The sequence below is a fragment of the Sphingomonas paludis genome (genome assembly GCF_053502515.1).
The window spans coordinates 892,053-906,552 of sequence record NZ_CP187558.1 but is presented as its reverse complement, the minus strand read 5'-3'; the positions used below and the strand labels follow the sequence as shown (position 1 = coordinate 906,552).

General features: G+C 66.1%; 14 protein-coding genes. 8 read left to right on the top strand and 6 right to left on the bottom strand.

Annotated elements, in window-relative coordinates:
• Window position 1: 1 nt before the first annotated feature.
• From tsaB to ACPVPU_RS04325, 7 genes are all read left to right on the top strand, one after another.
• On the top strand, window positions 2-610 hold the full coding sequence (tsaB, locus tag ACPVPU_RS04355) for a tRNA (adenosine(37)-N6)-threonylcarbamoyltransferase complex dimerization subunit type 1 TsaB (RefSeq protein WP_448659761.1): 609 nt from the start codon (window positions 2-4) through the stop codon (window positions 608-610).
• Entirely contained in the window at window positions 607-1,080 is a 474-nt protein-coding gene (gene rimI, locus ACPVPU_RS04350; protein WP_448659760.1) for a ribosomal protein S18-alanine N-acetyltransferase, read from the top strand. Before tsaB ends, rimI begins: the two co-directional genes overlap by 4 nt.
• 105 nt (window positions 1,081-1,185) lie before the next feature.
• On the top strand, window positions 1,186-1,605 hold the full coding sequence (locus tag ACPVPU_RS04345) for a MucR family transcriptional regulator (protein ID WP_448659759.1): 420 nt from the start codon (window positions 1,186-1,188) through the stop codon (window positions 1,603-1,605).
• A 114-nt stretch (window positions 1,606-1,719) separates the two neighbouring features.
• Window positions 1,720-2,142 (top strand): Fur family transcriptional regulator, encoded by a 423-nt coding sequence (locus tag ACPVPU_RS04340; RefSeq protein ID WP_448659758.1) that lies wholly within the window; start codon window positions 1,720-1,722, stop codon window positions 2,140-2,142.
• Window positions 2,143-2,154: 12 nt separating this feature from the next.
• Window positions 2,155-3,024, top strand: coding sequence for a lysophospholipid acyltransferase family protein (locus ACPVPU_RS04335; protein ID WP_448659757.1), 870 nt, complete (start codon window positions 2,155-2,157; stop codon window positions 3,022-3,024).
• Between the two features lie 87 nt (window positions 3,025-3,111).
• Window positions 3,112-4,416, top strand: coding sequence for a tRNA (N6-isopentenyl adenosine(37)-C2)-methylthiotransferase MiaB (gene miaB, locus ACPVPU_RS04330; protein ID WP_448659756.1), 1,305 nt, complete (start codon window positions 3,112-3,114; stop codon window positions 4,414-4,416).
• A gap of 107 nt (window positions 4,417-4,523) precedes the next feature.
• A complete protein-coding gene (locus ACPVPU_RS04325) occupies window positions 4,524-5,813 on the top strand; it encodes a homoserine dehydrogenase (protein WP_448660411.1) in 1,290 nt (429 codons plus the stop codon).
• Window positions 5,814-5,823: 10 nt separating this feature from the next.
• Here ACPVPU_RS04325 and ACPVPU_RS04320 read toward each other — a convergent pair whose 3' ends face one another.
• Window positions 5,824-6,207, bottom strand: coding sequence for a hypothetical protein (locus tag ACPVPU_RS04320; protein WP_448659755.1), 384 nt, complete (start codon window positions 6,205-6,207; stop codon window positions 5,824-5,826).
• Window positions 6,208-6,348: 141 nt separating this feature from the next.
• On the opposite strand from ACPVPU_RS04320, the gene glpX reads away from it, so the two are divergent.
• Entirely contained in the window at window positions 6,349-7,317 is a 969-nt protein-coding gene (gene glpX, locus ACPVPU_RS04315) for a class II fructose-bisphosphatase (RefSeq protein ID WP_448659754.1), read from the top strand.
• A gap of 101 nt (window positions 7,318-7,418) precedes the next feature.
• Here glpX and ACPVPU_RS04310 read toward each other — a convergent pair whose 3' ends face one another.
• The 5 genes from ACPVPU_RS04310 to ACPVPU_RS04290 form a co-directional block, all read right to left on the bottom strand.
• Window positions 7,419-8,189 carry an ABC transporter permease gene (locus ACPVPU_RS04310; RefSeq protein ID WP_448659752.1) on the bottom strand — a complete coding sequence of 257 codons (771 nt, stop codon included), beginning with the start codon at window positions 8,187-8,189 and terminating at the stop codon, window positions 7,419-7,421.
• A 1-nt stretch (window position 8,190) separates the two neighbouring features.
• Complete coding sequence (locus ACPVPU_RS04305; RefSeq protein ID WP_448659750.1) at window positions 8,191-9,120, bottom strand: ABC transporter ATP-binding protein; 930 nt, start codon at window positions 9,118-9,120, stop codon at window positions 8,191-8,193.
• Window positions 9,121-9,192: 72 nt separating this feature from the next.
• The gene (locus ACPVPU_RS04300) at window positions 9,193-9,930 is read right to left on the bottom strand and encodes a DsbA family protein (protein ID WP_448659748.1); all 738 of its coding nucleotides are present in this window, start codon (window positions 9,928-9,930) and stop codon (window positions 9,193-9,195) included.
• A gap of 9 nt (window positions 9,931-9,939) precedes the next feature.
• A complete protein-coding gene (locus ACPVPU_RS04295) occupies window positions 9,940-11,298 on the bottom strand; it encodes a M48 family metalloprotease (protein ID WP_448659746.1) in 1,359 nt (452 codons plus the stop codon).
• 111 nt (window positions 11,299-11,409) lie between these two features.
• Complete coding sequence (locus ACPVPU_RS04290; protein WP_448659745.1) at window positions 11,410-14,241, bottom strand: Rne/Rng family ribonuclease; 2,832 nt, start codon at window positions 14,239-14,241, stop codon at window positions 11,410-11,412.
• Window positions 14,242-14,500 lie beyond the last annotated feature (259 nt).

Below are 14,500 nucleotides of genomic sequence, written 5' to 3'. Positions count from 1 at the left end.
CGTGAAAACGCTTGTCATCGATACCGCCACCGCTGCCTGTTCCGTCGCGCTGTTCGACGGAGACTCGCTGATTGCCCATGACCATGCTGTCGTCGGCCGTGGCCATGCCGAACGGCTGGTGCCGATGATCGCCGCGCTGCCGGGCGCCGGTCGCGCCGACCGGGTGCTCGTCGATTGCGGCCCGGGCAGCTTTACCGGGGTCCGGGTGGGACTGGCTGCGGCAATCGGCCTTGGGATCGGCTGGGGCGTGCCGGTGCGCGGATATTCTTCGCTGGCATTGATCGCCGCCAGTGCGCCGGGCAATGGCCTAGTCGCAGTGGTGCTTGAGGGTGGGCACGGCGAGGTGTTCGTCCAGCGGTTCGACCGGGCCCCCCTGCTGGCAATGGACGAGCTGCAGTCGCTGCCGCCCGAACCTGCACTGGCATATGCCGACACCCTGCCACTGGTCGGCAGCGGCGTGGCGCGGCTGCTGGCCCTGAACCCGGCACTGGATGCGCTGGACGCCCTGCCCGATGCCGCCGGGGCCATGCATTTGCCGCCTGCCTTCCGCGATCTTGCACCCCGGCCCATCTATGGCCGCGCACCCGATGCCAAGGTCGCGGCGCGGTGACGCGGATTGCCACGGTTCAATTGCTCTCCGGCAACGCCACGCACCTTGCGGGCGTCGACCGCATCATGCGTGCCGCGTTCGACCCGCGCTTTGGCGAGGCATGGACGCAGGCGCAGGTCGGCGGAATGCTCGCTCTGCCCGGCGTCGCGCTTGTCTTGGCGGCGGCGGAGGGCGCGGCGATTGGCTTTGCCCTGACCCGGCGCATTCTGGACGAAGCCGAATTGCTGCTGCTTGCGGTCGATCCCGCCGCCCGCAAACGCGGGATCGGCGGGGCATTACTTCGCAGCGTCATTGACGAATGTAGAATGCATGGTGTTCATCATCTTCATCTTGAAGTTCGCGCTAACAATCCAGCAATTGCTTTGTATCGGCGGGTCGGCTTCGTGCAGTCCGGTGTTCGGCCAGGTTATTATCGGGGGGTCGATCGCCAATTATACGATGCGCATAGCTATAGCCTGCGCTTCGAATGACCCGCATTGGTCCGCGGCGAATGCACTTGCGTTTGATCCGAAACGGACCGATAGAGCGCCGTTGTCGAGTAAAGAACAACGAGCATCGGGTCGAAAGGAAACATCATGTCTGGAACCGTCGAAATCAACGAAACGCTAGTGACGTTGACCGCGGATATCGTGGCCGCTCATGTCAGCAACAACAGCGTTGCGGTGTCGGACCTGCCGCTGATCATTCACAATGTTCACAATGCGCTGGCTTCGCTGGGCACGGTAGTCCCCGAACCGGAGGTCAAGCAGGAGCCGGCGGTTTCGGTGCGCGCGTCGATCAAGCCCGACTATATCGTCTGCCTTGAGGACGGTAAGAAGCTCAAGATGCTGAAGCGGCACCTGATGACGCATTATCAGATGACGCCGGAACAGTATCGGGCCAAATGGAACCTGCCTGCGGATTACCCGATGGTCGCGCCCAACTATGCCGAACAGCGGCGCAGCCTGGCCAAGAAGATCGGACTGGGTACCCAGCGTCGCAAGACTGGCCGCTGATCCATCGTCACCAGACCGGAAAAGGGGGTGCCCGGCAGCCAATGCCGCGGCACCCCTCTTTTTTCCGAGCGCCGGAGTGACTACACGACACAAGCGAAGGACAAGGAACCGGCGATGCCCCGTAAGATCGACCTGGAAGCACTGTGCCACGAAAAGGGGCTGCGCATCACCGAACAACGGCGCGTCATCGCCCGCGTCCTGTCCGAAGCCGACGATCATCCGGACGTCGAAAAGGTCTATGAGCGCGCATCCGCCATCGACAGCGGCATCTCCATCGCCACGGTCTATCGCACCGTCCGCTTGTTCGAAGAGGCGGGTATCCTCGACAGGCACGAATTTGGCGACGGCCGGGCACGCTACGAACCCGCGCCCGAAACCCATCACGATCATCTGATCGACGTTGAAACCGGCAGGGTGATCGAATTTGTCGATCCCGAAATCGAATTGCTCCAGAAACAGATCGCCGAACGGCTCGGCTTTCGGCTGGTCGATCACCGGATGGAACTCTACGGCGTCGCGCTCGACCGCAAGGTTTGAGCCGCAGCGGCGATGACCCCAGCCGAACTACGCGACCGGGCGATTGCGGGTGAAGCGACGCCGGTCGATACCATCGGTCGGGTCCGCATCATCGCCCGAGCGACCGGCCTGTTGCTTGCCCTGATCCTGTGCGTGCCGTTGCATTACCTGTTCCGCCTGGTTCGGCTCACCTCCCCCTGGCCAAAGCTGTTTCTGGGACTGGCGGCGCGGATTTGCGGGGCGCGGGTCGATACCGTCGGTACGCCGCTGCGCCGCGACGTGTTCTTCGTCGCCAATCACGTATCGTGGATCGACATCCTTGCGCTCGGCGGGGCCAGCGGCACGGCGTTCGTCGCCAAGGCCGAACTGGCCAGCGCACCGGTGGTCGGCTGGCTCGCCGGGCTCAACCGCACGGTCTATGTCAAGCGCGAGAACCGGATGGGGGTGGCCGAACAGATCAACACGCTGCGCGGCGCCCTGGCCGACAACTGGTCGATCACGGTGTTTCCCGAAGGCACGACGACCGACAACCGGTCCCTGCTGCCGTTCAAGACGCCGATGCTCCGCGTGCTGGAGCCGCCGCCACCGGGCGTGATGGTTCAGCCGGTCGTGCTGTTCTACGGAGATGTTGGTGAAGAGATCGGTTGGATCGGGCAGGAAGGCGGACTGAACAACGCCCGCCGCCTGTTGTCACGCCGGGGCAGCTTTACCGTTGCGCTGCATTATCTGGAACCCTTCGACCCCAACGACTTTCCGGGCCGAAAGGCGATCGCCGCCGAAAGCCGCCGCCGGATCGAGGAACGCCTGACCAGCCTGCTCGGCCAGCCGCCCCGCCCGTTCGCCCATATCGTCGAGGCGGTGCGGTACAAGGGAGAGGGCACGCCGCCCGCAGAACCGGTTTAGGGTGCGCCCGGGTATGTCCCGATCCCGCTTGCTGCGGTGCCAGCCGATTTGCGCCCCTCTGCCGCCTCGCCTATAGCGGCCGCCATCATGAAACCCGCGCCCAAAACCTATGCCGTCAAGTCGTTCGGCTGCCAGATGAACGTCTATGACGGCGAGCGCATGGCCGAACTGATGGCCGAACAGGGCCTCTCTGCCGCCGATGCCACCGATGCCGACCTGGTGATCCTGAACACCTGTCATATCCGCGAAAAGGCGACGGAAAAGGTCTATTCGGAAATCGGCCGCCTGCGAAAGAACGGGCGCAAGCCGATGATCGCGGTGGCCGGCTGCGTCGCCCAGGCGGAGGGCGAGGAGATTGCGCGTCGGGCAAAGGTCGACGTGGTGGTCGGGCCGCAAGCCTATCACAACCTGCCCGCACTGGTCAGCGATGCGGCGGAAAAGGGGCTGGCACTCGACACCGACATGCCGCCCGAACTCAAGTTCGCGGCCTTGCCGGCGCGGCGAAAAGTCGGCCCCTCGGCATTCCTGACGGTGCAGGAAGGGTGCGACAAATTCTGCACCTATTGCGTCGTGCCCTATACGCGCGGGGCAGAGGTCAGCCGCCCGTTCGCCGCGATCGTCGATGAGGCGAAGTCGCTGGTGGACGCCGGCGCGCGGGAAATCACGCTCCTGGGCCAGAACGTCAATGCCTGGCGCGATGCGGACGGGCGCGGGCTGGAAAAGCTGGCCGAGGCCCTGGCCGCCATCCCCGGCCTGGCGCGCATCCGCTATACCACCAGCCATCCCAACGACATGACCGACGGCCTGATCGCCGCGCACCGCGATCTGCCGCAACTGATGCCCTTCCTGCATCTGCCGGTGCAATCGGGCAACGACCGTATCCTGCGCGCGATGAACCGCAGCCACGACCGCGACAGCTATTTGCGCATCCTCGACCGCGTGCGTGCCGTCCGGCCCGACATCGCCCTGTCCGGCGATTTCATCGTCGGATTTCCCGGCGAAACCGAAGCGGAGTTCGCCGATACGCTCAGCCTGGTCGATGCCGTCGGCTATGCGCAGTGTTTCAGCTTCAAATACTCCCCCCGCCCCGGCACGCCCGCCGCGACGATGGACGATCAGGTTGCGCCGGAGGTGATGGACGATCGCCTGCAACGGCTTCAGGCGGCGCTGAACCGCGATCAGATGGCGTTCAACCGGGCGACGGTTGGCCGGACCTGCGACGTCCTCATCGAGCGCATCGGCAAATATCCCGGCCAGATGCTGGGCAAATCGCCCTGGCTGCAATCGGTGGTGATCGCGGGCGATCATGCCATCGGCGACATCGTGACCGTGCGCATCGCCGATGCCGGCCCGAACAGTCTCATGGGCGAAGCGCTGGCCCGCGCCGCGTAACAAGATTTCGCATAACCGCCGGTATGGGCGTGCAAAGCTGCGCGAAGCTGGACGCCCCCTGCTTTCGCGGCTAGTCGCCCCACGACCATGGAATGATCGAGGGTAAGATGGGCGACAGCTTGCGGGTGGCGATTGCGGGACTGGGTACGGTGGGCGCGGGCGTCATTCGCCTGATCGATACCAATGCCGGACTGATTTCCCGTCGCGCCGGTCGCCGGATCGAGGTGGTGGCGGTTTCCGCCCGCGACCGGAACAAGGATCGGGGCGTCGACATTGCCCGGTTCGACTGGATGGACGATCCCGTCGATCTGGCCCGTCATGCCGATGTCGATGTGGTTGTCGAGCTGGTCGGCGGATCGGACGGACCGGCGCTGGCTCTGGCCCGCGCGACGCTGGGCGGTGGCAAGGGGCTGGTGACCGCCAACAAGGCGATGATCGCGCATCACGGGCTGGAGCTGGCCCGCGCCGCCGAATCCGCATCGGTTCCGCTGAAGTTCGAGGCGGCGGTCGCAGGCGGCGTACCGGTCATCAAGGGGCTGCGCGAGGGCGCGGCCGCCAATGAACTGACCCGCGTGGCGGGCATCCTGAACGGCACCTGCAACTTCATCCTGTCCAAGATGGAGGCGGAGGGCCGCGATTTTGCGGAGGTGCTGGCCGAGGCGCAGCGGCTCGGCTTTGCAGAGGCGGACCCCAGCTTCGACATCGACGGGGTGGACGCGGCGCACAAGCTGTCGATCCTGTCCGCGCTGGCATTCGGCACGCGCCCCGCTTTTAACGATGTCGCCATCGGCGGCATCCGCCATGTCATCGCCGCCGACATCGCCGAGGCAGCGGCGCTTGGATATCGCATCCGGCTGATCGGAATTGCAGAGGCCGGATCGCACGGCCTGTTCCAGCGGGTTCACCCGCATCTGGTGCCGATGGATCATCCGCTGGCGCATGTCACCGGATCGCTGAACGCAGTAATGGCGGAGGGCAATTTCGTCGGCCCGCTCTTGTTCCAGGGGCGCGGCGCGGGCGAGGGCCCGACCGCCAGCGCGGTCGTCGCCGACCTGATCGACATCGCACGCGGTGAATATGGCCCGCCCTATGCCATGCCCGCCGATGCGCTGGCGGCTGCAGAGCCGGAAGCGGCAGGCGAACGCCGTGGCCGCGCCTATCTGCGCCTGACCGTCGCGGACAAAGTGGGCGTGCTCGCTGAAATCGCCGCAGCCATGCGCGATGCCGGTGTTTCCATCGAAAGCCTGATCCAGCGCGGCGCGGCCAGCGACGGCAGCGTGCTGGTGGTCATCGTCACCCATGACGGCCCGGAACGCGCCGTCGCCCATGCGCTGGACAAGCTGACGGGCAGCCCAAGCATCATCGGCCAGCCGATGTGGATGCACATCCTGGCTTGACCGAAGGGGGTCAGGGGGCCAGCGGCCGCATCCGCGCGCCCGTCAGCCCCGTCCGGCTGCTGACCGTCACGCCGACATGCCCGCACCCGACCAGGTAAGGGCCCATTTCCTGACACGGGGTGCGCTGCGCGATCAGCCGTTCCCGCTCGCCAAGCGCGTCGGGCCGACGGGGATCGCCCATGTCATAGGTGATCAGCGGTACCCGGTCGCGGTCCGCCCCGCGACGGGCACAGACGATGGTTTCCCCTTCATCCGCAGTCGTCGAGCACGGCACCCGCGCGCTCGTGCGTTGCCGGTGCGCGGCGAGCAGGGTGTCGGCATCCGACTGCACGACTGGCTGGGGCTGGGGCTGGGCCAGCATCGCCAACGCCATCGCCATCGCCATGACCATCATCGCGCCCCCCTTTCGCTCCCGGTGCAGATGCTCTCCCCCCATCCGGGCGGAAATGTGGCAGCCATCGCGCTGACCGCTCGACAAGCCGCGGCCCCTCGCCTATCGCGCCAGTGCATAGGTATTCAGGGGAACCGTCCGATCATGCCCGTCGCCAGCTCCGTACTCGATCGCGTTCTCGTCCTCGAAATGGTCCGCGTGACCGAGGCGGCCGCGATCTCTGCGGCACGGCTGGTCGGTCGCGGCGATGAAAAGGCCGCTGACGCGGCAGCGGTCGAGGCGATGCGCGAGGCGCTGAACGACCTCTACATGGATGGCACCGTCGTGATCGGCGAGGGCGAGCGGGACGAGGCGCCGATGCTGTTCATCGGGGAAAAGGTCGGCAATGCGCCGGGCAAAGGACCGCGCATCGACATCGCGCTCGATCCATTGGAAGGAACGACGATCACCGCCAAGGCGGGGCCGAACGCGCTGGCGGTGCTGGCGATCGCGGAGGAAGGCGGCCTGCTCAACGCGCCCGACGTCTATATGGACAAGATCGCGTGCGGCCCCGGACTGCCGCCCGGCACCATCGACCTGGCGAAATCGCCGACCGAGAATGTGAACGCAGTCGCCGCCGCGCGCGGGGTGAAGCCCGGCGACCTCAACATCTGCGTGCTCGATCGACCGCGCCATGAAAAGCTGATCGCCGAGCTTCGCGCCTGCGGATGCGGGGTCATGCTGATCCCCGATGGCGATGTGGCGGCGGTGATCGCGGTGGCGGATCCCGAAACCAATATCGACCTGTATATGGGCCAGGGCGGCGCGCCGGAGGGCGTGCTGGCGGCGGCGGCGCTCCGCTGCGTCGGCGGCCAGTTCAAGGGACGGCTGGTGTTCCGCACCGAGGACGAACGGGCACGCGCCCGCAAATGGGGCATCACCGATCTGGACAAGGTCTATGACCTGAAGGACCTGGCAAAGGGCGATTGCATCTTTGCTGCGACCGGCGTGACGGACGGGTCGCTTCTGGACGGGGTCAAGCGGATCAATGGCAAGCTGGTCACGGAAAGCGTGGTGATGCGGGCCAGCAGCGGCACCGTCCGCTGGGTCAAGGGCGAACACCGGATGGGGTGAGGATTACCCCCTTGTTCCCGCGCAAGCGGGAACCCAGAGCACCATGCCATGTCCTGCATCACTCTGGGCTCCTGCTTTCGCAGGAGCACGACCCGACGCAATCAGTTCTTCAGCCGGTATCCCGTCCGGAACATCCAGGCGATGATTCCCAGGCAAAGCGCCAGGAACGCGGCGGTGAAGCCCAGGCTGGCGACGATCGGCACGTCCCCCTGCCCGAAAAAGCTCCAGCGGAACCCGCTGACCAGATAGACGACCGGGTTGAACAGGCTGACCGTCCGCCATGGCTGGGGCAGCATGTCGATCGAATAGAACGCACCGCCAAGGAAGGTCAGCGGCGTGACCAGCAGCGCGGGTACGAAATTCAGCTGCTCGAAATTCTTGGCCCAGATGCCGATGATGAACCCGAACATCGAAAAACTGATCGCCGTCAGCAGCAGGAACGCGATCATCGCTACCGGATGTTCGATTCGCAGATCGACGAACAGGGTCGATGTCACCAGGATGATCAGCCCGATCGCCACCGACTTGGTTGCCGCTGCGCCGACATATCCGATCACCAGTTCCACCGCCGATACCGGCGCCGACAACAGTTCATAGACGGTGCCGGTGAACTTCGGGAAATAGATGCCGAACGACGCATTCAGGATGCTCTGCGTCAACAGGGTCAGCATGATGAGGCCGGGCACGATGAACGCGCCGTAATCGACGCCGCCCACACCGTTCATCCGGCTGCCGATCGCGCCGCCGAACACGATGAAATACAGCGACGTGGTCAGCACCGGCGTGACCAGGCTCTGCCAGAGCGTGCGCAGCGCCCGGTTCATCTCGAAGCGGTAGATGGCAAGCACGCCGCGCGGATTGGCGATCGCCATGTCAGTGCTTCCCCTGTTCGACCAGATCGACGAAAATATCCTCCAGCGATGATTTGCTGGTTTCCAGATCGGTAAAGCCGATGCCGGCATCGGTCATCGCCCGAAGCAGCGACGGCACGCCCGTGCGTTCCGCCTGCCCATCGAACCTGTATCTGAGCAAGCTGCCCTCCTCGGCCAGTTCAAGGGGCCAATCGGCCAGTTCGCCGGGGATCGCCGCCAACGGCTCGGCCAGGGTCACCGCCAGTTCGCGCTTGCCCAGCTTCTGCATCAGCGCTGACTTTTCCTCGACCAGCAGCAATTCGCCCTTGTTGATGACCCCCACCCGGTCGGCCATCTCCTCGGCCTCTTCGATATAGTGGGTCGTCAGGATGATGGTCGTGCCGCGCTCGCGCAGCCTTCCGATCAGCCGCCACATATCCTTGCGCAGCGAGACATCGACCCCGGCCGTGGGTTCGTCCAGGAACAGGATGTCCGGTTCATGGGCCAGCGCCTTGGCGATCAGCACGCGGCGCTTCATGCCGCCGGACAGTTCCATGATCTTCGACTTGCGTTTGTCGGCCAGCGACAGATCGGCCAGGATTTCGCTGATATAGGCCTCGTCCGGTGCCTTGCCGAACAGGCCGCGGCTGAACCGGACGGTCGCCTCCACCTTTTCGAACATGTCGACCGACAATTCCTGCGGCACCAGTCCGATGCGTTCGCGCGCGGCGCGCCAGTCGCGGATCGCGTCCCTGCCATCGACCAGGATGGTCCCGCCGCTGGGCGTGACGATGCCGCAGATCATCGAAATCAGCGTCGTCTTGCCCGCGCCATTGGGGCCGAGCAGCGCGAATATCTCGCCCCGCCGGATGTCCAGATCGACCGATTTCAGCGCGGTGAACCCGCCGGCATAGGTTTTGCCGACCCCGCGCAACGACAGGATGGAATCCATTATGCTGCTATTGCCCCTTGTCCCGTGCACCGAAACATGGGGCCTGCCCATCCGTGCCGCAATGGCGAAGGGTCAGCTTTTCTGGCGCGCCTTGTCGACTGCGGCCTTCATCGCCTCATAGGGGACGGCGCCGTTGATCACCTGGTTCCCGATCACCCAGGTCGGCGTGCCGTTGGCGCCAAGGTCGCGGATCAGATCGAGGTTCCCGGCGATCTCCCGGTCGATCCGCTGGGATGCCATGACGCTTTCGGCACGTGCCCGGTCGAGGCCGGTGGCGGCGATCGTTGCCTCAAGCGTCGCGGGCGAGAGCTGCCCGGCGGCGAACAGCCGGTCGTGAAACGCCTTGAACTTGCCCTGCTCGGCGGCGGCAAGCGACCATCCGGCCGCGGCGCGGCTGGTGTCCGACAGGATCGGCAGTTCGCGGTAGACGATGCGGACGCCCTTGTCCTCGGCGAGCAGCCGCTCGACCGAGGGCAGGCTGGCCCGGCAATAGCCACAGGCATAATCCATGAATGCAACGACGGTTACGTCGCCCTGCGGATTGCCCGCCCATGCCCCGTCGAACGGCTTGGTCAGCTTGTCCGCATTGGCATCGACGATCTTCGCCGTTTCCCGCGAGCGCAGCCGGTCCATCGCTTCGGGCAGCACTTCGGGATTGGCGTACAGGTAATCGCGGATCGCATCCCCGCCGCCGCTGCCGCCGCCGATCATCCGGTCGGCACCGGCAACGACCCCGCCCCCGACGATTGCCGAGCCCAGCCCGACCAGCGCCACCAGCCACATCGGAGCGCCGCCCCGTTCATTCGCCATTGCCTGTCCTCAATTCCGCCTGCGGCCGCGATCCTCGGCCATAAGGTTCTGGGATACCATGACGATATCCTGCGCACGCAGCCATTCGCCCGATCCCTGGGGCAACAGGCCAAGCGCGGTCTGGGCGCTAGCCAGCGCCAGCCCCGGTTCGCGCATCATCAGCGCGCGTTCCGCCGTTGCCAGCGCGGTGCGTGCCCGGTCGCCCTTGCGCTCATACACCGTCCCCAGCTGAAACCAGGCAAAGGGGTTTTGACGATCCCGATTGACGGCGGCGCGCAGCACCCGCTCCGCCTCGTCCAGATTGTCCCGGTCCTCGGTCGCGATCAGCGCATGGCCCAGTGTGGTTGCGATCAGCGGCTGGCTGTTGGTCAGCTGAACCGCCCGCCGCAGCGGAGCGAGCGCCTCTTGCGGCTTGCCAGATTCCAGCAGGATCTGCCCCTGCAATTCAAGGAAATAGGCATTGTCCGGTTCCCGTCCGACCAGGGCCTGGGTCGCATCGCGCGCCTGTTGCGGATAACCCGATTTGTGCCAGGCATAGGCGCGGGCATAATCCGCAATCTCGGTCCGGTTGCTGGTCGGATAGGCGCGCAGCGTGTCTTCGGGCAGGTTGACGTAACCGCGCAGTTTCGCCTGCACCAGCTTGAACCGCCGCTCCATGTCGCTGTTCGGCGGTCGGGCGAAAGCGGGCGATGCTTCCACATCCGCCGTCAGATTGGCGATGCGCTCGCCCGACAGCGGGTGCGTCCGGTTGTAGCTGTTGTCCTGCGGGATCGCGAGCCGGTACTCGGTATTCTGCAGCTTCTTGAAAAAGGACAGGAACCCCTTGCCGCTGATGTTCGCATCGCGCAGCAACCGGGCACCGGCGGCATCGGCAGAGCTTTCCTGCGTGCGGCTGAACCCCAGATAGCTGCTCATCGCCGCCTGCTGCCCGGCGGCCAGGATGCCCGCCCCCGCCTCGCCCGCCCCCGCCGCCATCGCCGCGATGCCCAGCACCAGGCTCAGGATCGAAATGCCCGTGGCGGGTGCCGCACCGCGATCGCGCAGCGGAACGTGCCCGCCGATGATATGGCCGATTTCATGGGCGATGACGCCCTGCACCTCGTTGGCGCTTTCCGCCTTGTCGATCAGGCCTGTATGGACATAGACCGCCTGGCCACCCGCGACAAAGGCGTTGATCGACGGATCGTTGATCAGCACGATCTGGAAATTGCGCGGATCCAGCCCGGCCTTTTCGACCAGCGGCCGCGACATTTCGTTCAGCAGCGCCTCCGTCTCCGCATCGCGCAGGATCGATTGCGCACGCGCGGGCAACGCCAGGAACAGGCCAAGCAGCGCAACCAGGGTGATCAGTCGGTGCATGACGGTCATTGGACCGGTTTTTCTCCGCAACGGCAAGGGGCGCGCCGCCGCCCTTTGGTCGCGCCGGGCTGAACCGGGGGTGAAGCGCGGCGTGCAATGCCGCGCTTCACCCGTCCGGCTTCACGCACCGAAGGTGCGCTGCCACCAGCCCCGACGTGGCGGGGATGCCCCAGCATCCGCGTCGCCATTGGCATTGGCGTTGCCGTCGGTGCCGCTGTTCGTGCCCGTGTCGCTTGCCGCGGTTTCAACCACGGTTTCCGACGGCACGGCCTCGGCATCGGCCTCGGTCTCGGCCCCATCGGCGACCGGATCGGCCGCAACCTCGGCTGCCTTGGGCGCTTCGGCACCGTCGGCGTCCGCCTTTTTCCGGCGCGTCCGCTTGGGCTTGGCGGCAGGGGCGTCTTCGACCGCCGGCTCCGCCACGGCCTCGGTGACGCTTTCAGCCGGGGCAGCCTGTGCGGCATCCTCCAGCTTGGGCTTGCGGCTGCGGCTGCGCTTCGGCTTGGGCGCCTCGGCTTCGGCTTCTGCCTCGGCCGGAGCTTCGACCGGTTCGGCGGCGGTCACCGCCGCTTCGGCAACGTCAGCGACGGCGGCCTCTGCCTTGGGGCGGCGCCGGGTACGCTTCGGCTTGGCTTCCACTGCGGCTTCGGCCGGCTCGGCTTCGTCCGCCGGGGCAGGATCGGCAACAACCGGCTCGGCATCGTCTGCGGCCGGAGCATCCGCCTCGCCCGCGTCTTCGGCTTCGTCGTCGCCGGCTTCGCTGCCGTCCAGCGCTTCGCCACCCTCACGGCCGCGACGGCCGCTGCGCCGACCCCGGCGACGGCGCTTGCGCGGCCGCCCTTCTTCACCGGCTTCGTCGCCGGCACTGCCGCCTTCGCTCGCCGACGCCTCTTCGCCGTCATCAGCATCGTCGCCGGAGCCGTCTTCGGCACCGTCCGATTCCGTGGCCTCGCCAGCGCCCTGCTCATCGTCGCGCTGCCGACCACGGCGTCCGCGACGACGGCGGCGACGCTTGCGTCCCCCCTCGCCTTCGGCGTCGTCATCGCCTTCGCCGGCACGACGGCGTCCCTCGGACGAATCGGCTTCCGCATCCGCATCCGCTTCGATCGCCTCGATCTCGTCCTCTTCGTCGAAGGGCAGGTCATCTTCCGGCTCTTCGATCAGCACCGGCAGGCGCGGCGTGAACGCGGGCGGCGGGCCGGACGCTTCCACCGACATGCGCGCGCCCTCGCGCTCGCCGTCGGACGCGACCTCGATCGTCACGCCATAGCGATCCTCGATCTCGGCCAGCTCGGCGCGCTTCTTGTTGAGCACATAGAGCGCGGCTTCCTGGCTGGCGCGCAGCAACAGGTTCGATCCGCGACCCCGTCCGGCCTCGTCCTCGATCAGGCGCAGCGCCGACAGGCCCGCCGACGATGCGGTGCGCACAAGGCCCGTGCCCTCGCAATGCGGGCATGGCCGGGTGGACGCTTCCAGCACGCCGGTGCGCAGGCGCTGGCGGCTCATTTCCATCAGTCCGAACGCACTGATCCGGCCGACCTGGATGCGGGCGCGATCGTTTTTCAGCGCCTCCTTCATCGCCTTTTCGACCTTACGGACGTTGGACGAATGATCCATGTCGATGAAATCGATGACGACCAGCCCGGCCATGTCGCGCAGGCGGAGCTGGCGGGCGATTTCCTGTGCCGCCTCCAGGTTGGTGGCGGTCGCCGTCTGCTCGATATTATGCTCGCGGGTCGACCGGCCCGAGTTGATGTCGATCGACACCAGCGCCTCGGTCGGATTGATGACCAGATAGCCGCCGGATTTCAGCTGGACGACGGGATGGTACATCGCCGCCAGCTGATCCTCGACGCCGAATCGCTGGAACAGCGGCACGCTGTCCGCATAATGCCGCACGCGCCGGGCGTGGCTCGGCATCAGCAGCTTCATGAAATCCTTGGCCTGCCGGTATCCGTCCTCGCCCTCGACGATGATCTCGTCGATGTCGCGGTTATAGATGTCGCGGATGGCGCGCTTGATCAGGTCGCTGTCGCCGTAAACCAGCGCGGGCGCGGTCGATTGCAGCGTCGTTTCGCGGATGCCGTCCCACAGCCGGGCCAGATAGTCGAAATCGCGCTTGATCTCGACCTTGGTGCGCTGAAGCCCTGCGGTGCGCACGATACAGCCCATGCTGGGCGGCAGCGCCAGATCGGCCATGATCTGCTTCAGCCGCTTGCGATCGGCGGCGGACGAAATCTTGCGCGAAATGCCGCCGCCATGCGCCGTGTTGGGCATCAGCACGCAGTAGCGGCCAGCCAGCGACAAATAAGTGGTCAGCGCCGCGCCCTTGTTGCCGCGCTCTTCCTTGACGACCTGCACCAGCATCACCTGCCGCCGCTTGATCACATCCTGGATCTTGTAGCGGCGGCGCAGGTTCATGCGGCGCTGGCGCAGCGCCTCTACCGCATCGTCGCCATTGCCGCGACCCTTGCGGCGCGGCCGGCTGTCGTCGCCGCCGCCCGTTTCGGACGCGGCATCGACGCCGCCTTCATCGCCGCCGTCTTCGCTATCGTCCCCGGCGGGGCGCTCCAGCACCTCGACAGCGCCGTCATGGCCGTCGCCATCGTCGTGATGGTCGTCATCGTCCCCGGCATCGTCGCGCAGTGCGGCCTCTTCGGCGGCATGCTCGGCCTCTTCGCGGAGCAGGGCCTCGCGGTCTTCCTTGGGGATCTGATAATAATCGGGGTGGATTTCGCTGAACGCCAGGAACCCGTGGCGATTGCCGCCATAATCGACGAACGCCGCCTGAAGCGACGGTTCGACGCGGGTCACTTTCGCCAGATAGATATTGCCCTTGAGCTGCTTGCGCTCGGCGGACTCGAAATCAAACTCCTCGATTCGATTGCCTTTGACGACGGCGACGCGGGTTTCCTCCCGGTGCCGTGCGTCGATCAACATACGCATGGTCATTGATAATTCTCCGGGCGCGCCCGCCGCATGGGGGGCGTGGCGCGCAGATGTCAAAACAGGCCGCGCGAACTGGTGTCGGCGCGGCATTGGAAATCACGCTGTGAGTCGTGTTGCCCAGCGCATGGCCGGTCCGGTGGACCGGCGCGCCCCTCGCCGCGCAGCCCGTCGCCGCCGGGGCGGTATCGGGCAACTGGCAGGGAAAATGCGGCATAGGGAACGTCAACCTGAAGTGCTGCGGAAAGGATCTCGAAAAAAGCGC